This window comes from Cytobacillus stercorigallinarum, from assembly GCF_014836495.1.
In the GTDB taxonomy this organism is placed as follows: Bacteria; Bacillota; Bacilli; order Bacillales; family Cytobacillaceae; genus Cytobacillus; species Cytobacillus stercorigallinarum.
In genome coordinates this window covers 32,242-57,174 of record NZ_JACSQT010000010.1, presented here as the reverse complement: position 1 = coordinate 57,174, position 24,933 = coordinate 32,242, and the positions used below count along the sequence as shown (strand labels likewise).

Below are 24,933 nucleotides of genomic sequence, written 5' to 3'. Positions count from 1 at the left end.
AGAAAAAAACGCGTGGTCTCTTCTTTCCACGCGTAAGTAATATAATCTTATTCATCATCCAATTGCTTATCCAAGCCGGCAACAAGATGATCCATCAGAACTTTTACAGATTGTAGGGTAGCTTTGTGATAACTTTCTCCTGCCCAAAGCGACATGAAGTCAGTCTGATTTTGTTTCGCTGCCACTAATCTTATCGCTTGTGTTAAGTCATTTTGTAGTGGATAAGGTAAGCTCGTTTGGTTTTTCATTTGCTCCATAAAACGGTTGTGAATCCCTCTTGCCCATTTACCCGAAAAAGCTTTTGTCAAACTTGTTTCCTTGTTAGAAGAGACAAGCATTTTCTTATAAGCAGGATGAATGCCACTTTCTTCTGTTGCTAAAAAAGCAGTACCTAATTGAACACCCTCAGCCCCTAAGCGAAAGGCAACTTCTGCATCCGAAGCATCCATGATGCCACCAGCTGCAATAACTGGAATACTGATCTCATCCGTAACGGCTGGAATAAGGTCGACTAACGGAATAAGGGAATGAAGTGCATCACCAATAAATGTACCACGATGACCGCCTGCTTCTTTCCCTTGTACAACAAGAAGGTCACAACCTCTCTCTTCCCAGAGAACAGCTTCTTCTACGGATGTCGCTGTACCGATTACTTTGGTTCCCTCTTTTTGTAATGCTTTTATCACAGCTTCTTCTGGAATACCAAAAGTGAAACTACATACAGGAACAAAAGATTTCATCACAACTTCTAATTGTTGTTCAAAAAATAAGCGGTGATCTTTTCTTGGTAATTCAAGCGGTGCATCAATCTGAAGCTCGTTACGGAATACATCTAATGATTGAATCGCCCTTTCTTCTTCCTCTTCTGTGAAAGCGATATCATTCTCAGGTATAAATAAGTTGATGCCAAAAGGGTGATTGGTTTTTTGACGAATATCATGAATCATCGTTTCCATGTCCATTGGGCTCATATAACCCGCACCGATATTTCCAACTCCACCATACATCGAGGTTCTGCTAATTAAATCAACAGTCGTCGCTCCTCCTGCCATTGGTGCCTGGAATATTGGGTATTTCGCCTTTAACATATCTGTTATTCTATTTTGGTTCCAACTCATTTCCCCTCACCTCTTATTTTAATTTTGCAATAATACTCTCAGCCACACTATGCCATAAACTCGGATCAGATTGGTAGGTTTCTCCAATGCTTTTATAGAGCTCTTTTTGAGCCTGTTCAAAGCTCGGATCTTCCTTAGCAGGGAGGGAGGTTCTTCTCTCCATCACATAATCTTGTAGTCTTGGTGCACGAGGGCCCCATACAGCTTGTTCTTCACTTTTTTCGTCGATAAATACAAAAATAGGAATCGCTCGTGCTGTTCCATTTGTTAAGTATTGATCCATTAATTCTAAGTTACTATCTCTTAAAACGAAGCGTACTTCCATGCCTATTTCCTCAGCAATTTTTAATAGTACGGGATTATTAATCATTGCATCACCACACCAATCTTCCGTAAGAACAATGGCGTGCAGGTTTTTTTGCTTAATCTCTTGTAATGCTTCCTTTTCTTCTTCACTAAGCGAAAAACCTTCATAAATGCTAAGCATACCTTCTTTGTTGACTTGCATATGATTAAGGTATTGTTCTTTCGTTAAACCCTTTTCAAACCATTCTCTTAATTCCATTTCCTTTGCACATCCCTTTTGCGTTTTTATCCAATCATATCATACCATTGAACGATGAAAGTATGGCACTAATTTGCTTCATATGATGTTCGTCATGTGCAGCAAGTCCGATGAGATAATCATAAAGACTTATTTTCTTATTCCCAATGATGATTGTTTTATGCCAATACGCATCTGGGATCTTAGAGATTCCTTCTATTATTTGTTTCCTTTTTACGATTAATTCTGCAATGATTGTCTCCTGTGATTGATTTCTTGCTGTTTCAGCGGCAATAGGGTTGATTTCATCTGCAGAAGGAGCCTTTGGTAGGGGCAGGTCTAATAAAAGAAAGGGTAGACGTTTTCTTAAAATAAATTCATCCCACGGAATAAAATGGCCTACCACTTCAGCGACTGACCATTTTCCTTCATTTATTTCTTTTCGCCAATGGCTAGCTGGGATTGATTCTATAAATTGAATAAATTGTTCATGATGGCGGATCATTGCTTGTTTTTGCGAATGCACCTTATCATCCCCTCATCAATCATTTACGAGCCAAATTTCATCACCAAGCTTTACCTTCCCCGTTTGAATCACTTTTGCATAAACACCAAAATAATTATGATTGGTTCTAATGATCTCTTTATGTATGTTAGGCGTTCTTTGTCCATTTTTCGGATCAACCGTAATAATCATGCAACGTTCGCAAGGCTGAGTTACCTCAATCACCACTTCTTCTCCTATTTTCATTTGGTTGGAGATCCAATCATGTTCCGAAAATGGCGTATTTTGATCAGTATGAATAATAAAGTTGGGACGGAAACGCTTGGCGTCGATTTCCATTTTCCCAAGTTGCTTACTCAAATATTGTAGTGACGAATGGGTTACTAACAAAAGAGGCGCTTCCTCAATAGCCCCAATTGGTACAAAGGATGGGGTAAAAGAATGAAAAGATAAATCCCGTCCACTTTTCAGCTGAAGGTCTCGCCTCCACTTCCCATTAGTCCATCCGTACCTCTCGCCATTTGCTGTATGTATTTGTAACTCAGGGTATGTATCTTCTTTTTCCTCACCGACAAATGCTGCTTGGTACGCTGCCATTTCTTGATATTGAGTGATTGTAAGGTATTTTCCTTGCCTACTTTCATCTACAATGACATGACTTCGGTCGCCATATACACCGTATGATAAGACCCTAGTGGATTCCACATTTTCACCGCCAAATGACTTGACAGGATAACGTAACAATGACGACAGAACACCGATTTTTTTCATGCTCATCCCCCTCCACAATGACCTGGTGTCGAAACTTGAACCTTCTTCTAATCTCTCTCCGACATAATTCCTCTTATTTCCCAGGAAAGAATCCGATTATCGACATTTCCCATATTATTATCGCTTCAATTCAGCAAATCTCTCAATTGTAAAAGGGGAAATATCCACGGAGGAAGTTTTTCCTCGGATTAGTTCGCTTAAAACATGACCCACTACACTACTAAATTTAAATCCATGACCGGAAAATCCAGCTGCGATTGCTACATTCTCATATTGAGGATGGCGATCAATAATAAAATGTTCATCTGGCGTCATTGTGTACATACAGGTTTTACCTACTTGTAAGTTTGTTTTTTCAGTGAAATATCTCGCTAAAAAAGTGGCAAGCTCTTTCTCATCTTCCTCATTAAAAGGCTGCACTTCTTGTTTATTCTCTATTTTCTGAACAACACCATCATGCCTACCTAGTTTCAATCCTGAACCATCTATACTTGGGAAGCCATAGTAATGACCTAATGGCGTTTCACATGTAAAAGCTGGAAACTGTTTCGCCTCATAAACATCCTCTTGTGCTTTATACCAGGCGAAAGTTTTCCGAATCGGATATAACGGAAGCTGCAAGTCCAGATAATGAAGAATGGAATTTGTGCCCGCTCCTGCGGAAACGATTAACGAGTCACCTGAATAATGTCCATCCTTTGTAGCAATATTAACAATTCCTTCTATAATAGATAAATCAGTAATTTCGCTATCAGTCACGATTTTAGCGCCATGAGAAAGAGAAAGTCTCCGGTAAGCCTCGATACAATCCTCACACTTCAAAACCCCAGATGTCGGCTCATGATAAGCAACCATTCCATCATCTAATTGTAATGCTTTCCATTTAGAATTGACCGTTTCATGTGTGTAAACATCAAGTGGTAATTGATATTTTTCCGCACTTGTCTTGACTTCCTTCATAAAAAGAGAAGTCTCACTACCAATATTTAAAACACCTGTTTGTAAAAACAACTCCATTTCGGATTCTTTCTCTACTTCTTCCCATAGTTGTTTAGCCTTCAACAAGAGTGGCACATAAGCATGTCCTTCACCATAAGCATATCTAATGATTCTCGTTTCACCATGATGACTTCCTTTCTGATGAGGTGGCCTATTCGCATCAATAAGCAAAACCGTTTTGCCCTCTTTCGCTAAATAATAGCCTGCTGCCATCCCCATTGAACCTGCGCCGATAATAATTGTATCGTAATGCAATTTTTATCCCCCTCCAAGATGCTAAACTATCACTGTTTTTTTATTTAATTTTCTAACTACTATCACCATAAGCCAATATACCACAGGAATGGGAAGACTTTTGTCGAAATTTGTTGCAATTGTTTAACAATCTCTTATAGGGGGCCAGTCTTATACACGACAAGCAGGAAAATTAACAAAAAAAGATTGATTCTATATTATCAATCAATCTGTTATCCGAAGAAATCATTCAATAACCATATAATGAGAAATATACTTACGACACCCCAGGCTACTGTGCCAAAAATCCAATAAATAACTGCTTGTATATCTCTTCTGTCATTCTCATGCTCACCTTGAGCCACAAGCTTCGCGACTTTACGCTCCATTCTTTTTTTCATAGAAGCAACAGTAATAAAGCCAGCCACTATCATCACCAGAATCAGCCCATATAAAAGGTTCACGCATTTACCTCCTTTTGATTTCGCCTGCCGCCTTTTTAACTATGATAGCATGACTAATCATGTACTTTTATCTGAAATAAGGAAAAAAGGAGAAAAAGAGTTTAGCAATCTTGGCATGTATTTTTGTATATATCACGGTATCTGTATGAATTTTCAGCAACAAATGTACAGTTCTATTGCGTTTGCACTTGGCTTATAAATGCGCGCAATTCCTGTGTTTAATATGTTCAAGTATTGCGCGCAAGAGGGGTACCAAAACGATATGCAAACGAACTTAAAAACGATCAATTACTTGTAATTCTGTTGGGAAAGATGTCAACACCTCAGCCTTTCCTTCTTCGTTTATATAGACATCTTCTTCTATTCTCACCCCACCAAATCCAGGTATATAAATCCCAGGTTCTACCGTAAAAAGTAAACCTTTTTCAACTAAGCTATCATTCTTTTCATGAATGGATGGCTCTTCATGAACATCAATACCTAATCCATGACCGACGCGATTATTAAAATATTGTCCGTAGCCTGCCTCTTGGATGACTTGTCGCGCCGCTTGATCAATCGAGCCAATAGGGATGCCTGCCCTAGCCGTTGAAACACCCATACGAGTAGCCTTCCTTACAATTTCATAAATGTCTTTTTGCTTAGTAGTAGGTTCACCTAAAACAAATGTACGTGTGATATCGGAGCAATACCCATCCGCAACAACCCCCATATCAATTAAGAGAAAGTCCCCTTTTTCGAGCTTTTTCTGATCAGGATGCCCATGTGGTAAAGATGATTTTGCACCTGAGAGGACCGTTGTGGAAAAAGAAGGTCCATCAGCACCAAATTTCCTCATTAAATAATCAAACTCTGATACTAAATCGAGTTCTGTCATCCCTTTTTCGACCTTCTTTAATCCCTCGGCTAGTACTTTTTCAATAATTGTTACTGCATGTAAAACCTTTGTCCGTTCAGCAGGTGTCTTCAACATTCTTTGGTTGGCTATGAACCTACCTATATCTTGATAATTAAAATGCGAGAATACGTTTTTAAGTTGTTCTTGTTGATAAAGATTGATGTCTTTTATTTCCAATCCTATTACTTCGTTAGTCACTTTGATTACTGATTTTAATTTTTCATATGGATTTTCATCATCACTAATCGGTATAATGTTTTTCACATATGAATGCTCGCTCGCTGCTTCATAATCTAATGCTGGCACAAATAAGTATTCTTCACTCTTTTGTAGATTAATCACAATCGCCATGAATCTTTCATACGGTTCACTATTAAACCCAGTATAATAGAAAATGTTTTTAGGTTGAGTGACAATAGCAAAGTCAAGTCTCTGCTCACTCAAATATAACTGTAATTGTTTTAACCTTTCTTGGTAAATACTCATTTTAATTTCCCCTTTTTATAGTATATGTAAAATTATTATACTCTCACTGTATAAATCATGATAAGATAAAAAAGCAAAAAAAGAAAGGATGTCACCTCAATGGATGATATATATAAGAAGATTAAACAACTTCGGAACGAGCAAGGCATGACATTGAAAGAACTAAGTGAGAAAACGGAGCTATCTGTTAGTTTTCTATCACAAATCGAAAGGGGTGCCTCTTCATTAGCCATCACTTCATTAAAAAGGCTTGCCGATGCCTTCGGAGTAAAGATGATCCATTTCTTTGAAGAGGATGATGATTTTCATTATGTGATGAAAAAAGAGAACCAACGACCATTTAAAATTGAAAGCTCTGAATCTACTTTTATTAAACTAAGTGGTCATTTTCCTGAACGAAAATTGGAACCATTCATTGTAAAGTTAAAACCTCGACAAAAAGATGTTGAAATGGTAAGGCACCCGGGTGAAGAGTTTTTCTATATATTACAGGGGGCACTGGTTGTAAGAGTGGAAGATGAGGAATATCATCTAAACGAAGGAGAAACAATACATTTTCCATCCACCGTTCCTCATATGTGGGAAAACCCACTCAATCAAGAGACGGTCATCATTTCAATTACCACTCCTGCTATTTTTTAATCAACATCAGTCTGAATGGAGAAACAAAGATGAACATAAATGATTTGATTATTTTTATTGTTGCCGCTTTCCTATGTATCGGTGCACTTGATAAAATCTGCGGGAATAAATTAGGACTAGGTGAAAGGTTCACTGCAGGGCTTATGACGATGGGCTCTCTCGCGTTATCTATGATTGGTATTATTTCTTTGGCGCCCGTCCTAGCAGCGCTATTGACACCTGTGATTTCTCCCGTTTACCAGTTTATAGGCGCAGACCCGGCAGCTTTCGCTAATACCCTTCTCGCCATCGATATGGGCGGGTATTCCCTAGCTACCGAGATGTCAGTTCGTGCGGATTCAGAATTATTCGCTTGGGTATTCCTTGGTACTATGATGGGACCAACCATTGTGTTTACCATTCCGGTGGCGTTAGGCTTGATTGAAAAAGAAGACCAACCTTATTTTGCGAAAGGAATCCTAGTAGGACTTATTACTGTTCCCATTGGTTGTTTAGTTGGGGGCTTGGTCGCTGGATTGTCATTTGTGATGATTATTAAAAATCTTATCCCGACCATTGCTTTCTCTTTGATCATCGCTTGGGGATTATGGAAAAAACCAGAAAGGATGATTCGCGGATTTGCCATTTTCGGTAAATGTATAGAAGTGATTGCCATTATCGGACTAACAGCAATTATTTTTGAAACATTGACTGGTCTAACACTTATTCCTCATTTAACACCTATTGAGGAAGGAATTCAAACCGTCGGGTCTATTGCGATTTTCCTAGCCGGAGCTTTTCCTATGGTCGCATTTATATCGAAATATCTCAGGGTGCCGCTCAGTAAGATGGGGTCTTGGTTAAAATTAAGTGATACAGCCACAGCTGGATTGATTGCTTCACTCGCTCATAATATTCCTATGCTTATCATGGTAAAGGACATGGAACCGAGAGGCAAAATCATTAATGTTGCTTTTGCCGTAAGTGGAGCTTTTGTTCTAGGAAGCCATTTAGCCTTTGTCGCCGGTATTCAGAAAGAAGTCGTATTTGCCATGATTATTGGCAAACTTGTCGGTGGCGTTAGTGCTGTTTTATTAGCAATAATTATTAGTAGAGATCTTAAGGAGCCACATACATTTCGCTAAAGCGAGTCTTGCTCTCCACTTATTATAAACATGAGTGCTAAGTTATCTAGTGCGGAGAATTGTTTCGTATATATTATATGGCGAGGATCCTTTTCTGAGCTACGGATACTCTATTATACGTTCCTTATATCTCACGGGATTCTACTATAAGCATCGATTCCACCTTTTGCGTAACTAAATTGCAAAATCTTGCTATTGGTTGCACAAAATTTGCTCCATTAAAAATGCTTTTCATTTCCCTTTAAAGCTCTACTGACAGTAGCTGACTTTTCCTCAGCATTAAATTTGGCCATAAAAAAACTGCACCTCCAGTTGTTAGATTGTGTCTAACAATTGGGGTGCAGTTTCAATGTCCGGATTTTTTTGTTTAACGCTTTTGTATTTCCTGCATCAATAATTTATTAACGATTTGTGGATTCGCTTGTCCTTTTGTTGCTTTCATCATTTGACCAACAAGGAACCCGACAGCTTTTTTCTTCCCATTTTTGAAATCATCAATGGATTGAGGGTTATTATCAAGGATTTCAGTAACGATAGCGAGTAGCGCTGATTCGTCTGAGATTTGCACTAATCCTTTATCTTCAACGATTTTCTTTGCTTCTCCACCATTCTCAATTAATTCTTTGAAAACAGTTTTAGCAATTTTTGAAGAAATGGTTCCATCTTCAATTAAGGCAATCATCCCTGCTAAGCCTTCTGCTGTTAGCTTTGTTTCATGTAGTTCGAGCCCTTCTGCATTAAGATAGGCTGATACCTCACCCATAATCCAGTTCGAAGCTTGTTTCGGCTCTGCTCCCGCAGCAACAGTCGCTTCAAAGAAATCCGCTGTTTCCTTTGTTACTGTAAGGACGCCTGCATCATAAGCAGGTAAGCCGAACGTATCGATATAACGTGTTTTACGTGCATCTGGTAGTTCAGGAATTTCCGCACGAATACGAGCTTTCCAATCTTCATCAATCACGATATCTAATAAATCCGGCTCTGGGAAGTAACGATAATCGTCAGAACCTTCCTTCACACGCATCAACAATGTTTTCCCAGTAGCTTCGTCAAAACGGCGTGTTTCTTGTTCGATGACACCGCCCTCACGAAGGACTTCCGCTTGGCGCTTCTCTTCGTACTCTAATCCTTTACGAACAAAGTTAAAGGAGTTTAAGTTCTTCAATTCTGTTTTTGTACCAAATTCCTTCTGGCCGACAGGTCGTAATGAAATATTGGCATCACAGCGTAAGGAACCTTCTTCCATCTTACAATCAGAAACACCTGTATATTGTACGATTGATTTTAGCTTTTCTAAGTACGCATAGGCTTCATTTGGTGTGCGTATATCCGGCTCTGAGACAATTTCAATTAAAGGTGTCCCTTGACGGTTATAATCGACTAAAGAATATCCTTTGCCGTGCGTTAATTTACCCGCATCTTCCTCTAGGTGAATACGTGTAATTCCGATTTTTTTCTTATAACCATCTACCTCGATCTCAATCCAACCATGTTCTCCAACTGGTTTATCGAATTGGGAAATCTGATAGGCCTTTGGATTGTCCGGATAAAAATAGTTTTTACGATCGAATTTCGTCACTGGTGCAATCTCACAGTTTAGGGCCATAGATGCCTTCATACCATATTCAACTGCTTTTTTGTTGACTACTGGTAATACACCAGGGTAACCAAGGTCAACAACTGTCGTATTTGTATTTGGCTCTGCTCCGAAATGGTTCGGGCTCGCAGAGAAAATTTTTGAATCTGTTTTTAATTCAACGTGGACTTCAAGTCCAATGACTGTTTCAAATTCCATTATTCCTTGTCCCCCCTTACAGCTCCGGTTTTTGTTTATGGAAATCAGTTGCTTGCTCAAATGCATGAGCAACACGATAAACCGTGCTTTCATCAAAGTGCTTACCGATAATTTGCAGCCCTAGTGGTAACCCTTCTGAGAATCCACAAGGTACAGAGATACCCGGGACACCAGCAAGGTTCACAGGAATGGTCAAAATATCGTTCGCATACATTGTTAATGGGTCTTTCGTTTTTTCACCGATTTTAAATGCCGGTGTTGGCGTTGTTGGTCCGATAATGACATCATACTTTTCAAAGACATTTTCAAAGTCTTGTTTAATTAGTGTACGAACCTTTTGCGCCTTTTTATAATACGCATCATAATAACCTGAACTAAGGGCAAATGTACCAAGCATAATACGGCGTTTTACCTCATCACCAAATCCTTCAGAACGAGACTTTTTATAAAGATCAATTAAGCTCTCTGGATTTTCAGTGCGATAACCGTAACGTACACCGTCAAATCGTGCTAAGTTAGCTGAAGCCTCAGAAGAAGAAAGTAAATAATAAGCTGCAAGTGCATATTTAGAATGTGGAAGTGAAACCTCTTCCCATGTTGCTCCTAATTTTTCTAATACTTTAAGGGAAGCAAGCACCGATTGTTTGACATCTTCTTGCACACCTTCGCCTAAGTATTCTTTCGGAACAGCGATTTTCAATCCTTTCACATCGCCAGTTAAACCTTGAGCAAAATTCGGTACACTCACATTAGCTGAGGTCGAATCCATTGGATCTACACCAGAAATCGCTTGAAGAAGATACGCATTATCTTCAACTGTACGTGTAATTGGCCCCACTTGGTCAAGAGAAGAAGCAAATGCCACTAAACCAAAGCGAGATACACGACCATATGTAGGCTTAAGCCCAACAACACCACAGAAAGATGCGGGCTGACGAATCGAACCACCCGTGTCTGATCCTAGTGAAAATAATACTTCTCCCGCTGCAACCGCTGCAGCTGATCCACCTGAAGAACCACCAGGAACCGTTTCGATATTCCATGGATTGCGTGTTGCGCTGTAACTTGAATTTTCATTAGATGAGCCCATAGCAAACTCGTCCATGTTTAATTTACCGATTGTAATGGCTTCTGCCTCTTTTAATTTCGAAACAACAGTTGCATCATAGATGGGATCAAAATTATCTAATATTTGACTCGCACAAGTTGTTCTTAAACCTTTTGTGACTAAGTTATCTTTTACGCCGATTGGCATACCAAATAATTGACCTTTTTGTTCATCCGTTCCTAATTTACCATCGATTTCTTTCGCTACTTGACGCGCATGCTCTTCATCCAATGTTAAGAAGGCTTTTACTTTGTCATCTACTTCAGCAATTCTTTTATAAGATGCGTCGACTAAATCAGTCGCTGAAATCTCTTTTTTATGTAAAAGCTCATGAAGCTCAGACACTTTATGATCAAATAAACTCAAACTATTTCCCCTCCAACTAATCCATGATTGACGGCACTTTAATATAGCCGTCTTGTGAATCAGGTGCATTCTTCAGAACTTCCTCTTGCGGCAGTCCTTTAGTTGCCTCATCTTCACGTAATACATTGTTCATATCCAACACATGGGAAGTCGGTTCCACATGATCGGTATCTAACTCGTTTAACTCTTCGGCAAACGAGATAATTGCATCTAGCTGATGTTGGAATTGCTCTGCTTCTTCTTCCGTAATCGCTAATCTTGCTAGATTTGCCACATGCTTAACCTCGTCAATTGTAATTCTAGACATATAGACACCTCCAAATTCAAATAAAAAACACACAATTATATTGATCATATCAAACTTTCACGCGTTAAAGCAACATGAAGATCTGATCGTTTTCACCACCCTTTATTTTACCACGAGTTCAATAGATCGCCTAATGGACAAATAATAGAAATTGATTTTTGATAAAGGGGTCAAAGAACTTCCAGATAGAGGAGAAGGATTACGTAGTTTGTAGTTTAGTTAGCTATAGAGTAAGATCAAAGGCAAAGTAGGGATAAGTGGTTCATAGGGTTGAATAACCACCAGAGAACCAAGATTTTCTTCTATAATTCTGATTTCATTACATGAGACCCACCATTCCCCCTTGGACGCACTCACCTCTGCCTCTTCATTTGCAACCAGTAATTCTTATCAGGCCCCAAGCATTTATCTCTACCACAACTTGACAATAAAAGTGAACCACATCCATATAAAAAAGATGAAGCCATTTTATGCTGCTTCATCTTTCTCGTCTGCTTTAAAGCGTGTTGTTTTATCCCAGCCAATCGTTAAGCCTCTCACACGATGATAAAGATAAATCGCAAACGCGCGAATAAGTAAGATGACGAATAGTTGGGCATACGTAAAATACATAATTGCCCCAACAAATAGGCTTGTTAGCGAGAGCTGTTGATTTACTGCTAAACTGCTTATAATTTGGATGGAGTATACCACATAACTCATTAACCAAATCATCAATAAAGGGGCGGTCATTTCGGGAAAATTAATACCGAATAAGCTACCGACAAAAATAACATTTGAAGTAATTAAGAAAAATATAAATACAAAATAGGTTAAAAGATGTTGCAAACTATGGAAGAAAGTTTTACCTTTCCAAAAATGAATATCCTTGAAGCTCTTCTCTAGTAAATAAAGATTACCAATGAGCCATCTTGTTCTTTGTTTTAAAAAGGTTTGAAGATTCTCTGGTTCCTGTTCCCACGTTTGTGCATATGGAACAATCGGTAATACGTATCCCTTCTGGGTAATTCGTATCGTCAACTCTGCATCTTCCGCAAGTGCATACGGGTCATACCCCTCTAGCTCTTCAATGACAGAACGTCTTAAAAGCATATTAGTTCCCGGTAAAGAGCCAAGGTTAAACAATTTCCACCTACCGCTTTGCATTGTCAATTGAAATACTTGAAACTCTATTGAAATCATCCGAGTGAGCAAATTTTTATTTTGATTAAGGGTACGCACTACTCCGACAGCTCCGGCTGCATTCTCTGTTTGTTCTGCTATTTCTACTAGCTTTGTCACAGCATCCGAATCTGGCTGATTATCCGCATCGTACACAAGAAAATAATCAGATTGGCTAATACTCAATCCATAATTAAGCACTCTCGACTTTCCCTTAGGTTCGCCAGGCGGGACCTTAATATAGTGAATACGCGAAAAGTTTTCTGCAAAACTTCTAGCCACTGCCGCTGTTTGATCTATCGACTGGTCGTCTAATAAGAATACATCAAGGTGACCAGGATACCTTAAATTCATCATAGCATTCAGCGTATCCTCAAGAATTAACCCTTCATTATGAGCAGGGATTAAAATAGCAACAGAAGGATATTTCAAAAGAGGTCTACGCTTTCTTTCTCTTTCCCTTTTATAATGCAAAACACCAGAGACTAATAAAATCGTATAATAAAAAAGCAAAAACCAAAAGAAAGCCATAATCAAGAGTAACACGACCTTAAACATTCGACTTCTCCTCCAGCAACATCTGATAGACCTCGTCAAAATCGACTATAGCATAATCGCGAAATTGGATAGGTGGCTGAATCATGTTCATTTGCAGACGTAAATTACTTAATAGTCTGTTTTGAAATTTAATGACGCCTTCTTCATTCGTATTTTGCAAGAAAATAATGAAAGACGCACCTTCACTCATAAAGAAATCGAAATCACTCCGAATGGTTTCTTCTATTACATTTTGTACTAAGCCTTGCCAAGCTTTTTGCGTCACTCCATTACTTAAAACAGATACCTTTAATAGGAAACCTGTTTCATTCCTTCTATTCATTCCCCGTAATGTTATTTTGCTACGTTCATAAAACTCCTGTTTTGTAAGCATTAGCCCGTCTGAGTCCATATATTTTCTTAAAGCAACCGTTTCCGCTAATAATTCTTTCATGCGGATGTCCATACTTAAAAAGCTATGCCTGATAAAAAGGAGAGGGACAACAGATAATACATAAGATATAAATAAAGAAATCAATTGCACCTGATTAAAAACCGTTTGTAAATAACTGAAATAACATAATAGAAAACCATATAACACAGTGAGTGCACTTATAACTATATAAGACCATTTTGGTGAAAGGAAAAGTATAACTATAACACTAGCTAGTAGAACTGCCCAATGGAAAAAAAAGACCTCAAGAGATGAGGAGTGAATGGCGATCGCAAATAATAAGAAATTTCCTATCATAAAGAGAAACAATAATAAAGAGAAGTTAGCTTTCCGAATAATCATCCCATAGCCTCCGTAACCAAACTCAAACTTCTCTCATCATACTCGATTGTCTTACGATTTTCATTGCATAATCTTTGGTAAACTTTTATTTCACAACAGTTAATCAATCTTCCCAATAAAAATGCGCGTCAAAGACTTTGTATGGCGGTTCACTTAGAATTGTAGGGATGTCTAGCTGAAAATCTAAATACTGATCTACATCTGCTTTTGTCAAAATAACATAATGATATGCTTCCACGATTTTTTTTATTGCCCAAATTTGTTTACTCCATGTCTCAGATGGCCATTCACATACAGTATGACTGGCTAAAAAATCTCTACTCCCACTACTCCCATGTCTCGTCATTTCACCTTTACCCATAATAACTACAGTCGCTAACCTTGAAATATATAACCATAAACCCTTCATAGATACTTCACCATTTGCTAATACTTCTTCCTCTTCCTTTTTCCAGAAAAACACACTGACGTAAGAGGCAAACCCACTGCCATAATGGTCAAAATCTGCTTCATACAGCAATCCCTTTAATCCACCTATTTCTCCTACCAAATGGGAGATGTAATGTTCCACCTGGGCATCATCACCATGGTTAAAAGGGTAGAAATCACCCACTCGCTTTCCCTGAATGACCTTTTTCAAAAGATCTTCCGCAAGTAACTCCCTCTTATCCATTGCCTTCATTCCTCCGCCCCATTAAGATCGTAGAATAATAGATATCGCCTATTTTTTTATCATCCTTTAATTCTCCTTCTACGATAAAGCCAAGGCGTTCATATAGTGCAATCGCCTTTTGATTTGTTTCTAATACTTGCAGCGTTACTTTTCTAATACCTTTTTGATTTGCCCATTGCAACATTTCTTGAATAAGACTTTTTCCTATGGACTGTCCCCAATATTGTTTTTTCACAGCAACACCGAACTCCACTCGATGTGAAGTCCTCTTTAATTGACCACCTTTAGCTTTTAGGAATCCCACAAGGTGACCTTCGACTTCTGCTACCAAAAACAAACTGTTGCCTTCAACTGACTCAGAACGTATCATCTCTTCAAAATCTGTCTTACTTAAAAAATCTTCTCCACGCTCCCGGTCAAAGTTATCCGTCTCCCCGTCCACAACCAACCTTAACTGAGATAATTGTTCCGCATCCATTACTGTCGCTTTGCGAATATGAAAAATTCTCTTTTCCATTCTTTTTCTTCCTTTCTTCCCCTTTTCAAACCGTATATCAAAGTTGTAACGCTTCCTGTAAACCACTTGTTCGGTTATGTAATTATTGTTGTTGCGCAATAAAATTATCTTCTAACAATTCAGTATCTATCCCGTGCAGGAATAGTAGATTGCAAAATAGTTTCCTGACATATATCCCTTACTTGATAATAGGCCCCATAAGAATACATAGTATTAAACCTAAAGATGGATATTTTTAAAAACTAGTTAAATTTTTTTATATTAATCTCTTTTCTCTATTTGGATTAATTTGATTCTAGCTGGATATGACTCTAAAACAACATCATACCAAATTGCCACCTTATCACCATTTTTTATTCCTTTTCCAAGTAGCTTTATTCCGCTATCATCAAATATTGATACTTCCTCAAACTTTCTTGAAAACATGATATCTTCATGCGAAAAGACTTCAAAGTCTGAAGTCTTGATATCCTCACCCTTTACAAAATAAGTAATTCCTTGAAAAAAGACAACATGGCCAATATCGGTTGGTTGTCTTCCTTTTATAGAAATGTTGTTACTAATTTCACTAAAAATCCAAATTCCAATAAGGATAAGTAGAAAATTTCCAATATTAAAAATTGTTTTTGGGATTTTGTTGCTTTTCATGATTACACCACCAAAAATAAATTTCAATTTATTTCCGTTTTGCCGCCTGTCTCCTTATTTCTAAAACCTACTCTACTTTCTGCAGTATCTAATTTTCCCCCGGCGGTCGAACGGCTTCGATGTGTTCAATCATCATTTCAATATCAAAAATTTCTTTCTCAAGCTCCTCGCCTTTATAAGAAACCCCCATTATAAAAGATGTATACTCTTTATACTTCTCAGGTGGTAAATCCTTCTCAAGTATCAAAAAAATTACACCACTCATTAAAATAATAATTTAGCGTACAAAAAATAGGGGGAGGAGTCTTGTTGAAGAAGAAACACAATAAAATATTTGTCCTATTAACTCTAGTATGTGTGATAATTTAAAGTAGTTATTATTATATAAATAATAGGTTTGCTAGTGTTGTTTATACAAATCATATTAAATTTTTAATTGCGAAGGACGTTAATTCTGGTCTTTTCTATATTGGCATGACACAATATGATCTTGATAACGGCGCGTATTTAAATTTAAATCTATAAGAAAAGTAAGGGAGGTAATATGAATGTTATATTCGTTTGATAGTAAAGTAATAAATGGATCCCCATACTACTTAATAATAGAGGAAATAGGAGATTTGAAAGGGACCGAAGATTTTAAAACACTATTAGCCGAGACAATGAAAACTGTTTCAAATGAAAATATCAAATCAGTATCCGTTGTTTTAAATCAACAGGAATCTTTAAATTCAAGTTATATTAAATATCTTAAGGACTTAAAATTTGTTCAACACGAAGTTCAGTATTTTTATCATCTGGATTTAACAAGTATCCATGATTTTAATGATCATTCGTCATTTACATTAAAATCACTTGAGCATACGAGCGAGGGTTTATTTAAAGAGGTATGGCAAAAATCCATGGCCTTATCGCTAAACGCACCTTCCCAAACAACAATAGATCAAGAATTTGAGGGGATGAAATCTGAGATTGGGGATCATTATGCAAAAAGTTGTTTAATTGTGTTTAAAGAAAATGATCCAATCGGCGTCACCATGCCCCATATTGAACAAGGTACAGTGGATGAAGGACGACTTTTTTATTTTGGGTTCATTCCAGAGTATAGGGGAAAAGGTCATGGATCTTTAATCCATAGACAATCCCTAGAATACCTTAAGCAAATTGGAGCAAAGCATTATATTGGCGCAACTGGACAAAAAAACCTTCCGATGCAGAAAATTTTTAATACAAATAATTGTCACCTTTTTGATAAGAGGGTAACGTATAGGCGTTTAAATAAGTCAGATTCAATTATGTAGAAAAAGCTTATTTATCCTTTCGCAAACTAATTTTTCTGGTTATCATGAAGAAATTTATTAGTTTTTATTTTTTTAAAAAATAATAAAACGATTAACGGATATATAATATTACATTCGTTTTTTGACTAACAGCATCCCCAATCGCTAAATGAGAAATGTCACTCGTTCCCCAGCCATACCTGTAAGTGGCAATGATAAGACCCAAATAAAGTTTCACTCTTTTCAACAAAGTTGAATTAGAAAAAGGCCGTTATCGCACGACCTTTCTCCCTTTATTTTCTAAATAATTTCTTCATCCACTGTTTAAATCCAGCCTCAGTTTGATTCGCTTCTTTATAAACCTTACTTTGTTCTTGCACATAAATGTCATCTTGATCAATGGCATAATCATATGCGAGGACAAGACCAAGGTCTGAGTTGTAGTCTTTGTTCGTGACAATGGTAAATGACATCTGTTGTTCAGACGCTAATTTGGCATATTTTGAAATGTCACGATACGCAATATGACCATTTAAATATACGCGTGCCTGTTTATTTTTCGTCATCGCTTCTTTTACTTCTTTCATGATACCTGGTTTCCTTACTTGGGCCTGTGTCAAAGCAATAACGGTTCTTTCTCTCAATGTACCCAGAAATTTTCTACGTTCATCCGGCTTCGTTTCTTTTTTTCCGTATATTCCTTGTGTGATATAATCGTCAACCTTCTCAGCCATACCGTTCTTACCTCCACCTCATCAATCAAACGTTTGATTAATGGATATGTTCGTTTTAGTATACTTGCCCATTGAATTGAACTCAACTCTTTCACTTAAGCGTATGAAAATTTGGGCAAAAGGTGATTAGTGGACATAGTATTTATTCACTTTTCAGCAGTAGAGCGGCTGCAAACACTTTTTGCGAAATGTTATTACGATGTTTTTTGCTTACCTTAGCTTCAACGAGCACGACTAGTCAGTCGAAAAAGCGTACCTTCTTTAAGACCTAGTACGCCATTAAAGGCTATCATGCCCACCGCTTCATAAAAATATGGAAGATAAATATTCTTCAAATGTTTTCAGATTTATTTAAGTCACTACTGAGCATTTATATTACCTCCCGTCTTCTCCTCTACACAAAAAAGACCTCCCCATCTATAATAGGGAGGCAAGAATTGGAGTTATTATTAGGGCAATACAAAAAATTAAACTTGAACTTCTTCATCCTTCGTAAACTGTTCTTCTTCGGTTGATCCTTTTAGTGCGGTTGTTGATGATGTACCACCTGTAATCGTCATGGAAACTTGGTCGAAATAACCTGTTCCTACTTCACGTTGATGTCTTGTTGCCGTGTAACCATCTGCTTCACTAGCAAATTCGCGTTGTTGAAGTTCAGAGTAAGCTGCCATTCCACGCTCCTTATAACCTAGAGCAAGTTCAAACATGCTGTGATTTAATGAGTGGAAACCAGCTAGTGTCACGAATTGGAATTTGTAACCCATTTTACCTAACTCAACTTGGAATTTAGCAATCGTTTCTTCATCCAATTTCTTCTTCCAGTTAAATGAAGGTGAGCAGTTGTACGCTAGTAGTTTACCAGGGAACTTCTCGTGAATAGCATCTGCAAATGCTTTTGCTTCTTCTAAGCTTGGCTCTGATGTTTCGCACCAGATAAGATCAGCATATGGTGCATAAGCAAGTCCTCTGGCAATCGCTTGATCTAAACCTGCTTTTGTCCGGTAAAACCCTTCAGGTGTTCTCTCACCAGTAATAAAGGCGCCATCATAAGGATCAACATCACTAGTAATTAAATCAGCGGCATTCGCATCGGTTCTTGCAATAACTAGTGTTGGTACACCCATCACGTCTGCTGCTAATCTAGCAGATATTAAGTTTTTCACAGCCGTTTGCGTAGGAAGTAATACTTTTCCTCCAAGGTGTCCACATTTTTTCTCCGAAGATAATTGATCTTCAAAATGGACCCCAGCTGCACCTGACTCAATCATGCCTTTCATGAGTTCATACACATTCAACTGTCCACCAAAACCAGCCTCTGCATCCGCTACAATTGGGGCAAACCAATCAATTGATTCATCTTGTTCCATATGGTGAATTTGATCCGCTCTTTGTAACGCTTGATTAATACGTTTCACTACATTTGGTACACTATTCGCTGGATATAAACTTTGGTCCGGGTACATTTGTCCAGAAAGGTTCGCATCAGCAGCCACTTGCCACCCGCTTAAATAAATCGCTTTTAACCCCGCTTTTACTTGTTGTACCGCCTGATTACCTGTTAATGCACCTAAAGCATTTATGAAATCTTCCTCATTAACGAGCTTCCATAACTTCTCAGCCCCTCTACGAGCAAGCGTATATTCGATATCAATTGATCCTCTTAGTTTAATAACCTCTTCTGCAGAATAAGGCCTTTCAATCCCCATCCAACGTGAGTCATTTGCCCAAGCCTCTTGTAATTGTTTAACTCTTTCATTCGTCATCTGTTAAATCCTCCCTTTAATCATTTAAATAAAAACCCGTCTTTATTGTTGTATTACAATAAACTCTTAACAATTTGTATTATATAACAGATAATCCATTATTGGAACTGTTTTATTCAAAATTATCTGATATTATTTTCGACAAATATCGACATTAGTGATAAAAACCTTGATATATCAATGTTTTTAAAGGGGATATAATTTGAAATTGTTATAATACAGATTGAAAAACATTCAAAATTACAAACTAGAAAACTTTTATTTGTTTAGACGGGGGCGTTTTGAGGTTTAGGCTCTTCTAACTGTGGGGGAGTCTTTTGGGGGAGCGAAGCGAACCTCTTCTGCTTTAAAAATTTGCACACACTAACTCGGTTTGCTACGCTATCTTTCCAGTTTCCTACTAAGTTGCACGCACAAACTCTCTTTGCTTCGCTATCTTTCTGTTTTCTTACTGAGTTGCATGCACTAACTCAACTTGCTCCACTATCTTCCCGGTTTCCTACAAAATTGCGCACAAACTCTTTTATACTATCTATCTAACCAGATTTCAGCAATAATCTGCTAAATATCCCCAAGTCATGTTTGTCATTCCACTGACTACTACTCCCAACTTTTCGTCAGTAGTTTCAGTAAAGTATGTAGAAAAAAAGGCACTCACCGTATTTTGGTGAGCACCTTTTGAATAGATTAATACATTTCAGATGTTGTTTTGGCTTGCATGTGTAGCATGATGTAGTCAGGGCCACCCGCTTTTGAGTCTGTTCCTGACATATTGAATCCTCCAAATGGTTGGTAACCGACAATCGCCCCTGTACAACCACGGTTGAAGTAAAGGTTTCCGACATGGAAATCTTCACGTGCTTTTTGGATATGTTCACGGTTGGTTGTAATCACAGCACCCGTTAAACCATACTCCGTGTTGTTTGCCACTTCAATTGCATGGTCGAAGTCTTTTGCTTTTGTGAAACCAACCACTGGGCCGAAGATTTCTTCTTTCATAAGACGAGCTTCTGGATCAAGGTCAGCGAATACTGTTGGTTGAATGAAATAACCTTTAGAGTCATCGCCTTCTCCACCAGCTACTAATCTTCCTTCTTGTTTACCGATTTCAATATAACCCATAATTTTATCAAACGCAGCTTGGTCAATTACCGGTCCTGTAAAGTTGCTTGTGTCTTCCGGATTACCAGCTTGTTTCTCTTTTGTAATTTCAATTACACGGTTTAACACTTGGTCATAAACATCTTCAACGATGACTGCACGTGAACATGCAGAACATTTTTGACCAGAGAAACCGAATGCTGAAGCTACAATGGATTGAGCAGCAAGTTCTAAATCTGCTTCTTTATCTACAACAATAGTATCTTTACCGCCCATTTCAGCAATGACACGTTTAATCCAGATTTGACCATCATTTAATTTTGAAGCTCGTTCGTTAATACGAAGACCAACATCACGAGATCCTGTGAATGATACAAAACGAGTATCTTTGTGATCTACTAAATAGTCACCTACTTCTGCTCCACTTCCTGGTACAAAATTCAGTACACCTTTTGGTAGACCGGCTTCTTCCATAACTTCTACGAATTTCGCAGCCACAATTGGCGTTGTAGAAGCGGGTTTTAATAGAACGGTGTTCCCTGCAACAATAGCAGCAACAGTTGTACCTGCCATAATCGCTAATGGGAAGTTCCAAGGAGAAATGATGATACCAACGCCAAGAGGAATATAATCATAACGATTAAATTCATTTGGACGACTGTTAACAGGCACACCATCTTTAATTGCAAGCATTTGACGCGCGTAATACTCTAAGAAATCAATCGCTTCAGCTGTATCAGCATCTGCTTCATTCCATGGCTTCCCTGCTTCTTTTGTTAATAAGGCAGAGAATTCATGTTTACGTCTACGAATGATTGCTGCTGCTTTAAATAACACATCTGCACGTGTTTCTGGCTTCACTTTTCTCCATGATTGGAAAGCTTTCACTGCAGCTTGCATCGCTTTTTCAGCTAGCTCTTGGTTCGCTTTTGATACGCGACCAATGATTTCTTCTTTATTCGCTGGGTTTACAGAAACGATTTTATCTTCAGTAGAGATACGTTCTCCATCGATTAATAAATCATAATCTTGACCTAAATAACCTTTAACCGTTTCTAAACCTTTTAAATACCCTTCACGGTTTTGCTCAACGCTAAAATCAGTAAATGGCTCATGCTTATAAGATTGTACCATTTTTTCATCCTCCTATAAGTTCACATCAGTCATTTTGAAATGTTGCTACAATTGGCACATTTCAGACTGTGAAAAGATTAACCCTCTAACAATTATTATACTACCATAATTAGAGAAAATTCAGCAACGATTCTACTAAGACTATTTAGAAAAATAATAAAGTTGCTATTAAATTGATTTTTTTCCAATGAATCTACTTCGTTGATGCATAATAGGATGCTAGTGGTCTCTCGTTTTAAATATATTAATGAGTTGACTCGTAATTTCTATAAGTCTTTCCTTTCCATAAAGTGACTAGAGCAATGATTAAGCCAATAATAGCAAAGGACAAAATGACTAATTGGATATCAATCCCCCTGGAGACGAGTAATGTGACAGTAGCATAAGCCAACGGGTCAAAGCCGTTCATCGCTAAGAAGACAATACTCATCACTCTCCCCATAATCCTTGGGTCTGTATCTTCTTGTGCTGAAGTGAAGAATGGAATAGACACAAATGTCATCGTAAATCCTATAAAGAAAGCTAAAGCGATCAATATATACAAATTGGGGATTTGGCTAAATGCGATCGCAACGATTAGTGTTGCCATTAGACCAAGAATCGAGGTGAGCCCCCTACGGCGTATTTTAACCATACCGATAATAGCAGTACTAACTAGCATTCCCACACCTAATGCTGATTCAATGTAACTAAGATGTATCGGTGACCCTCCATACGTCTCTACTAAAATTGGAATAGCAATAGAAATCGCCCCAAATGCAAAGAAATTCAATGTGATTAAAATAAGAATACCTGTGATTAAAAATTTGCTCGCTTTGACGTATGAAAACCCTTCGATTAAATCTTTCAGCGGTGTTTGTTTGATTGTATTGTCTACTGGACCTTCTTTTAAGAAAGGTGGAAACATAAAGAAAGCAGACAAAAGAACAATAATAGCTGAGACTAAATAACCTGTTGTCACGCCAGCGAACTCCATAATACTTCCAGATATAATCGGTCCCACAATAAAACCAATTTGACCTAAACCCTGAATGATCGCGTTCGCTTGTTTGATTTGGTTCACTTGTACTAACTTGGGAATTAGCGATGTGCCAGCTGGTCCTGAAAAAGCATCTAGCGTTCCAAAAAAGAATCCCAAAATAAGCAAATAAACAAATGTTAGTTGACCGGCATTGTTTAGTAAAAAAATGAGCACGAGTAAAGCTCCTTGAATGGCACTCGTAGTAAACATAATGGTTGTCTTCTTATATTTATCAGCAAGTACCCCACCAAATGCCATCATGACTACTCTAGGTACAGTAATAGCAATAAGTATCATGCCTAGTGAACTTGCAGATCCTACATCTGAAATAACAAACCAAGTGGTTGTCATAAAAAACATACTAAATCCAATAATCGCCAAAAAGCTACCTAAAAATAAGAAAAGAAATGGTTTGTTCCTCATTAAAGAATATCGTTGATTCATTCATACCCTGCCTCTCTCACTCTTTCTACACCCAATCATAAGAAATAACGTAACGTTAGATGCAAGCTTTTTTAAAAAGAAAAAACTTCCTTATGTAAATTTAGATGGTTGTGTAAAAAAGTGAAGGTATTAAGGCAAGAGAGATATTTAAAGCAACCTAATAAGCCTTCTAAGTTGGGTTAGAAGGCTTGTTTTCATGACCGGGTACTACACTCTTAATGATAGAACGACATCAACATAACACTCAGCTTCTTAATCCTCCTTTCAACCAAGCACGAGGACGGTGCTTGCCAATCGGGAGTTGAATTAAGCTCGTTTTCCCTTTAGAAGCGAGTTCATAGAGTTGGTCGCATTGACTGGCAGAATAGCCCAGCAGTGGATGCCCTCCCAAATCTAAAGCAGACGCATGCAAGAGGAGTCGTTGTGTGAGTATGCCTGCTTCCATCTGTTGAATACGGTATCCTCGGTAACCTAATGACTCTCTGTAATGGCTTTGATCTCCTACTACATGCATACAAAGCGGCACTTGATACAAATTAACATTAGGCATAACTAAACCCGATTGTAATAACGGGCGATAATCCCCTTCTTTAATTAGACGAAGCACATGATTTTCATTGTCATAAGCATAAGCCCCATTCGCTATACCCTCCACATTATAGAAGCTACCGTAAAAAGCTAAGCGTGCAGTAACATGGCCATCTGTATCATCAAGGTCGTGATGATAAGAGAATGAACATGTCTCTTTTAACAAGGTTGCTAGAGTCGTCTTCCTTATTTTCTCCATGATAAAATCTGCGTCTGGAGAATACCGCTTCTTACAAATCGATGAGAATTCATATGAAAAGTTTTGTGTATGAGGCAAGGTTATTTCAGTACCAGAAGTGAAGGTCTCACCATCGCTCTTTACCTTTCTAAAAGACTTTGTTGATTCAAACATGGCCGCTTCATTGAGCTTTCTGAGTAACGGATAGTCCATGGTCTTTGACAGATTATGAGGCAACTGATCTAATTGCGCTATTTCTGCGCACAATGTATGAGAGGACACATTTTCTTTAATCGTTTGGACAATGGCTTCAGTTGATATCGGAATAACTGCGTACACACTTTCGTCTTCCTCAGATAAACCTAGTAAATGATTCATTGCTCGGTCTAGAAATTGATAACATACCTTCGTCTTATAATTTAATTGAGATGCTACTTCTAATAATTGTCCAATGAGTACCCCTGTATCTAGTCCCTGTAATCGATAGGAAAAATGATTGTATTTATAAAAATTTTTCCAAAAGAAAGCTGTAATAAAAACAGTGCAAAAACAATCTTCAATCACTGTGCCTAAACTTTTAGAAACGAATGCATCAAAATTTCCCTCTCGCAACAAAATGAGGCGGTGATGAGCCACATCATAATGATAGATGCCTGTTTTGGCATCTTCGAGTTTCATATATACATATATTTCATTCGGATAAAGTGCGCCACCGGAGGGAACAAATCTCCGCAATGATTGAGTGCCATGAGGGAGCCGGACATATTGAGTGATTCCATAGGTATACCATAAAAAATGCCCAATCTCCTTTAACGTTGGCAATAGATCATGATGAAGGGTTGAAGGTACATTAGCGTCCAGTGGAATAGCTGGTAACCCACGGTACAATTTATACGGAAGGGGGGCGCCTTCCCAATCGACTTGCCAATCGGGTGGAGCGAGCTTCTCTGTATCAAAGTGGAGATTGTGTATGAATGTATCTAACTCCAACTCTTTC

Annotated in this window: 26 protein-coding genes; 4 read left to right on the top strand and 22 right to left on the bottom strand. The window is 38.0% G+C overall.

Going from position 1 to position 24,933, the window contains the following annotated elements; all coding sequences use genetic code 11:
• Positions 1 to 47: 47 nt before the first annotated feature.
• From H9655_RS17745 to H9655_RS17720, 6 genes are all read right to left on the bottom strand, one after another.
• The gene (locus H9655_RS17745) at positions 48 to 1,118 is read right to left on the bottom strand and encodes an NAD(P)H-dependent flavin oxidoreductase (protein WP_191816536.1); all 1,071 of its coding nucleotides are present in this window, start codon (positions 1,116 to 1,118) and stop codon (positions 48 to 50) included.
• 13 nt (positions 1,119 to 1,131) lie between these two features.
• Complete coding sequence (locus tag H9655_RS17740; RefSeq protein ID WP_191816533.1) at positions 1,132 to 1,683, bottom strand: thioredoxin family protein; 552 nt, start codon at positions 1,681 to 1,683, stop codon at positions 1,132 to 1,134.
• A gap of 34 nt (positions 1,684 to 1,717) precedes the next feature.
• Positions 1,718 to 2,188: a DinB family protein gene (locus tag H9655_RS17735; RefSeq protein ID WP_191816531.1), complete on the bottom strand. Its 471-nt coding sequence runs from the start codon at positions 2,186 to 2,188 to the stop codon at positions 1,718 to 1,720.
• 15 nt (positions 2,189 to 2,203) lie between these two features.
• On the bottom strand, positions 2,204 to 2,938 hold the full coding sequence (locus H9655_RS17730; RefSeq protein ID WP_191816529.1) for an MOSC domain-containing protein: 735 nt from the start codon (positions 2,936 to 2,938) through the stop codon (positions 2,204 to 2,206).
• Positions 2,939 to 3,055: 117 nt separating this feature from the next.
• A complete protein-coding gene (solA, locus tag H9655_RS17725; RefSeq protein WP_191816527.1) occupies positions 3,056 to 4,192 on the bottom strand; it encodes an N-methyl-L-tryptophan oxidase in 1,137 nt (378 codons plus the stop codon).
• 212 nt (positions 4,193 to 4,404) lie between these two features.
• The gene (locus H9655_RS17720; RefSeq protein ID WP_191816525.1) at positions 4,405 to 4,635 is read right to left on the bottom strand and encodes a hypothetical protein; all 231 of its coding nucleotides are present in this window, start codon (positions 4,633 to 4,635) and stop codon (positions 4,405 to 4,407) included.
• Between the two features lie 49 nt (positions 4,636 to 4,684).
• Here H9655_RS17720 and H9655_RS22540 point away from each other — a divergent pair, with 49 nt between their 5' ends.
• Positions 4,685 to 4,834 carry a hypothetical protein gene (locus tag H9655_RS22540; RefSeq protein WP_225230723.1) on the top strand — a complete coding sequence of 50 codons (150 nt, stop codon included), beginning with the start codon at positions 4,685 to 4,687 and terminating at the stop codon, positions 4,832 to 4,834.
• A gap of 75 nt (positions 4,835 to 4,909) precedes the next feature.
• On the opposite strand, the gene H9655_RS17715 is transcribed toward H9655_RS22540, so the two are convergent.
• Positions 4,910 to 6,019: a M24 family metallopeptidase gene (locus tag H9655_RS17715; protein ID WP_191816523.1), complete on the bottom strand. Its 1,110-nt coding sequence runs from the start codon at positions 6,017 to 6,019 to the stop codon at positions 4,910 to 4,912.
• A 99-nt stretch (positions 6,020 to 6,118) separates the two neighbouring features.
• Here H9655_RS17715 and H9655_RS17710 point away from each other — a divergent pair, with 99 nt between their 5' ends.
• Both H9655_RS17710 and eutH read left to right on the top strand, forming a co-directional pair.
• Positions 6,119 to 6,661, top strand: coding sequence for a cupin domain-containing protein (locus tag H9655_RS17710; protein WP_191816521.1), 543 nt, complete (start codon positions 6,119 to 6,121; stop codon positions 6,659 to 6,661).
• A 29-nt stretch (positions 6,662 to 6,690) separates the two neighbouring features.
• The gene (eutH, locus tag H9655_RS17705; RefSeq protein WP_191816519.1) at positions 6,691 to 7,785 is read left to right on the top strand and encodes an ethanolamine utilization protein EutH; all 1,095 of its coding nucleotides are present in this window, start codon (positions 6,691 to 6,693) and stop codon (positions 7,783 to 7,785) included.
• Positions 7,786 to 8,152: 367 nt separating this feature from the next.
• On the opposite strand, the gene gatB is transcribed toward eutH, so the two are convergent.
• The 9 genes from gatB to H9655_RS17660 form a co-directional block, all read right to left on the bottom strand.
• The gene (gene gatB, locus H9655_RS17700; RefSeq protein WP_191816517.1) at positions 8,153 to 9,580 is read right to left on the bottom strand and encodes an Asp-tRNA(Asn)/Glu-tRNA(Gln) amidotransferase subunit GatB; all 1,428 of its coding nucleotides are present in this window, start codon (positions 9,578 to 9,580) and stop codon (positions 8,153 to 8,155) included.
• Between the two features lie 16 nt (positions 9,581 to 9,596).
• Entirely contained in the window at positions 9,597 to 11,054 is a 1,458-nt protein-coding gene (gatA, locus tag H9655_RS17695; protein WP_191816515.1) for an Asp-tRNA(Asn)/Glu-tRNA(Gln) amidotransferase subunit GatA, read from the bottom strand.
• A 16-nt stretch (positions 11,055 to 11,070) separates the two neighbouring features.
• Positions 11,071 to 11,361, bottom strand: a complete 291-nt coding sequence (gene gatC / locus H9655_RS17690) for an Asp-tRNA(Asn)/Glu-tRNA(Gln) amidotransferase subunit GatC (RefSeq protein WP_191816513.1) — start codon at positions 11,359 to 11,361, stop codon at positions 11,071 to 11,073.
• A 468-nt stretch (positions 11,362 to 11,829) separates the two neighbouring features.
• The gene (locus tag H9655_RS17685) at positions 11,830 to 13,080 is read right to left on the bottom strand and encodes a glycosyltransferase family 2 protein (protein ID WP_191816511.1); all 1,251 of its coding nucleotides are present in this window, start codon (positions 13,078 to 13,080) and stop codon (positions 11,830 to 11,832) included.
• Positions 13,073 to 13,855 carry a hypothetical protein gene (locus H9655_RS17680; protein ID WP_191816509.1) on the bottom strand — a complete coding sequence of 261 codons (783 nt, stop codon included), beginning with the start codon at positions 13,853 to 13,855 and terminating at the stop codon, positions 13,073 to 13,075. Before H9655_RS17680 ends, H9655_RS17685 begins: the two co-directional genes overlap by 8 nt.
• Before the next feature lie 103 nt (positions 13,856 to 13,958).
• On the bottom strand, positions 13,959 to 14,537 hold the full coding sequence (locus H9655_RS17675) for a hypothetical protein (RefSeq protein ID WP_191816507.1): 579 nt from the start codon (positions 14,535 to 14,537) through the stop codon (positions 13,959 to 13,961).
• Entirely contained in the window at positions 14,521 to 15,045 is a 525-nt protein-coding gene (locus H9655_RS17670; protein ID WP_191816505.1) for a GNAT family N-acetyltransferase, read from the bottom strand. Before H9655_RS17670 ends, H9655_RS17675 begins: the two co-directional genes overlap by 17 nt.
• 261 nt (positions 15,046 to 15,306) lie before the next feature.
• A complete protein-coding gene (locus H9655_RS17665) occupies positions 15,307 to 15,693 on the bottom strand; it encodes a DUF3221 domain-containing protein (protein WP_191816503.1) in 387 nt (128 codons plus the stop codon).
• Positions 15,694 to 15,781: 88 nt separating this feature from the next.
• On the bottom strand, positions 15,782 to 15,958 hold the full coding sequence (locus H9655_RS17660) for a hypothetical protein (RefSeq protein WP_225230722.1): 177 nt from the start codon (positions 15,956 to 15,958) through the stop codon (positions 15,782 to 15,784).
• Between the two features lie 283 nt (positions 15,959 to 16,241).
• Here H9655_RS17660 and H9655_RS17655 point away from each other — a divergent pair, with 283 nt between their 5' ends.
• Positions 16,242 to 16,994: a GNAT family N-acetyltransferase gene (locus H9655_RS17655; protein ID WP_191816498.1), complete on the top strand. Its 753-nt coding sequence runs from the start codon at positions 16,242 to 16,244 to the stop codon at positions 16,992 to 16,994.
• 91 nt (positions 16,995 to 17,085) lie between these two features.
• On the opposite strand, the gene H9655_RS22775 is transcribed toward H9655_RS17655, so the two are convergent.
• From H9655_RS22775 to H9655_RS17630, 6 genes are all read right to left on the bottom strand, one after another.
• A complete protein-coding gene (locus H9655_RS22775) occupies positions 17,086 to 17,220 on the bottom strand; it encodes a hypothetical protein (protein WP_263600763.1) in 135 nt (44 codons plus the stop codon).
• Positions 17,221 to 17,266: 46 nt separating this feature from the next.
• Entirely contained in the window at positions 17,267 to 17,707 is a 441-nt protein-coding gene (locus tag H9655_RS17650) for a YueI family protein (protein ID WP_191816496.1), read from the bottom strand.
• Positions 17,708 to 18,174: 467 nt separating this feature from the next.
• Positions 18,175 to 19,470, bottom strand: coding sequence for an isocitrate lyase (gene aceA / locus H9655_RS17645; RefSeq protein WP_191816494.1), 1,296 nt, complete (start codon positions 19,468 to 19,470; stop codon positions 18,175 to 18,177).
• Positions 19,471 to 20,157: 687 nt separating this feature from the next.
• Positions 20,158 to 21,705 carry an L-glutamate gamma-semialdehyde dehydrogenase gene (gene pruA / locus H9655_RS17640; RefSeq protein ID WP_191816492.1) on the bottom strand — a complete coding sequence of 516 codons (1,548 nt, stop codon included), beginning with the start codon at positions 21,703 to 21,705 and terminating at the stop codon, positions 20,158 to 20,160.
• A 244-nt stretch (positions 21,706 to 21,949) separates the two neighbouring features.
• Positions 21,950 to 23,170, bottom strand: a complete 1,221-nt coding sequence (locus H9655_RS17635) for an MFS transporter (RefSeq protein WP_191816489.1) — start codon at positions 23,168 to 23,170, stop codon at positions 21,950 to 21,952.
• A gap of 244 nt (positions 23,171 to 23,414) precedes the next feature.
• Positions 23,415 to 24,926: a SagB family peptide dehydrogenase gene (locus H9655_RS17630; RefSeq protein WP_191816487.1), complete on the bottom strand. Its 1,512-nt coding sequence runs from the start codon at positions 24,924 to 24,926 to the stop codon at positions 23,415 to 23,417.
• Positions 24,927 to 24,933: the final 7 nt, after the last annotated feature.

Excerpts from the sequence above, each read along its gene's own strand:
- H9655_RS17635 (WP_191816489.1), bottom strand. The coding sequence starts at position 23,170 with ATGAATCAACGATATTCTTTAATGAGGAACAAACCATTTCTTTTCTTA.
- H9655_RS17685 (WP_191816511.1), bottom strand. The coding sequence starts at position 13,080 with ATGTTTAAGGTCGTGTTACTCTTGATTATGGCTTTCTTTTGGTTTTTG.
- gatC (WP_191816513.1), bottom strand. The coding sequence starts at position 11,361 with ATGTCTAGAATTACAATTGACGAGGTTAAGCATGTGGCAAATCTAGCA.
- H9655_RS17745 (WP_191816536.1), bottom strand. The coding sequence starts at position 1,118 with ATGAGTTGGAACCAAAATAGAATAACAGATATGTTAAAGGCGAAATAC.
- H9655_RS17660 (WP_225230722.1), bottom strand. The coding sequence starts at position 15,958 with ATGAGTGGTGTAATTTTTTTGATACTTGAGAAGGATTTACCACCTGAG.
- H9655_RS17715 (WP_191816523.1), bottom strand. The coding sequence starts at position 6,019 with ATGAGTATTTACCAAGAAAGGTTAAAACAATTACAGTTATATTTGAGT.
- H9655_RS17680 (WP_191816509.1), bottom strand. The coding sequence starts at position 13,855 with ATGATTATTCGGAAAGCTAACTTCTCTTTATTATTGTTTCTCTTTATG.
- H9655_RS17740 (WP_191816533.1), bottom strand. The coding sequence starts at position 1,683 with ATGGAATTAAGAGAATGGTTTGAAAAGGGTTTAACGAAAGAACAATAC.
- gatB (WP_191816517.1), bottom strand. The coding sequence starts at position 9,580 with ATGGAATTTGAAACAGTCATTGGACTTGAAGTCCACGTTGAATTAAAA.
- H9655_RS22540 (WP_225230723.1), top strand. The coding sequence starts at position 4,685 with ATGACTAATCATGTACTTTTATCTGAAATAAGGAAAAAAGGAGAAAAA.
- pruA (WP_191816492.1), bottom strand. The coding sequence starts at position 21,705 with ATGGTACAATCTTATAAGCATGAGCCATTTACTGATTTTAGCGTTGAG.
- eutH (WP_191816519.1), top strand. The coding sequence starts at position 6,691 with ATGAACATAAATGATTTGATTATTTTTATTGTTGCCGCTTTCCTATGT.
- H9655_RS17650 (WP_191816496.1), bottom strand. The coding sequence starts at position 17,707 with ATGGCTGAGAAGGTTGACGATTATATCACACAAGGAATATACGGAAAA.
- H9655_RS17655 (WP_191816498.1), top strand. The coding sequence starts at position 16,242 with ATGTTATATTCGTTTGATAGTAAAGTAATAAATGGATCCCCATACTAC.
- H9655_RS17710 (WP_191816521.1), top strand. The coding sequence starts at position 6,119 with ATGGATGATATATATAAGAAGATTAAACAACTTCGGAACGAGCAAGGC.
- aceA (WP_191816494.1), bottom strand. The coding sequence starts at position 19,470 with ATGACGAATGAAAGAGTTAAACAATTACAAGAGGCTTGGGCAAATGAC.
- H9655_RS17730 (WP_191816529.1), bottom strand. The coding sequence starts at position 2,938 with ATGAAAAAAATCGGTGTTCTGTCGTCATTGTTACGTTATCCTGTCAAG.
- H9655_RS17675 (WP_191816507.1), bottom strand. The coding sequence starts at position 14,537 with ATGAAGGCAATGGATAAGAGGGAGTTACTTGCGGAAGATCTTTTGAAA.
- H9655_RS17670 (WP_191816505.1), bottom strand. The coding sequence starts at position 15,045 with ATGGAAAAGAGAATTTTTCATATTCGCAAAGCGACAGTAATGGATGCG.
- H9655_RS17665 (WP_191816503.1), bottom strand. The coding sequence starts at position 15,693 with ATGAAAAGCAACAAAATCCCAAAAACAATTTTTAATATTGGAAATTTT.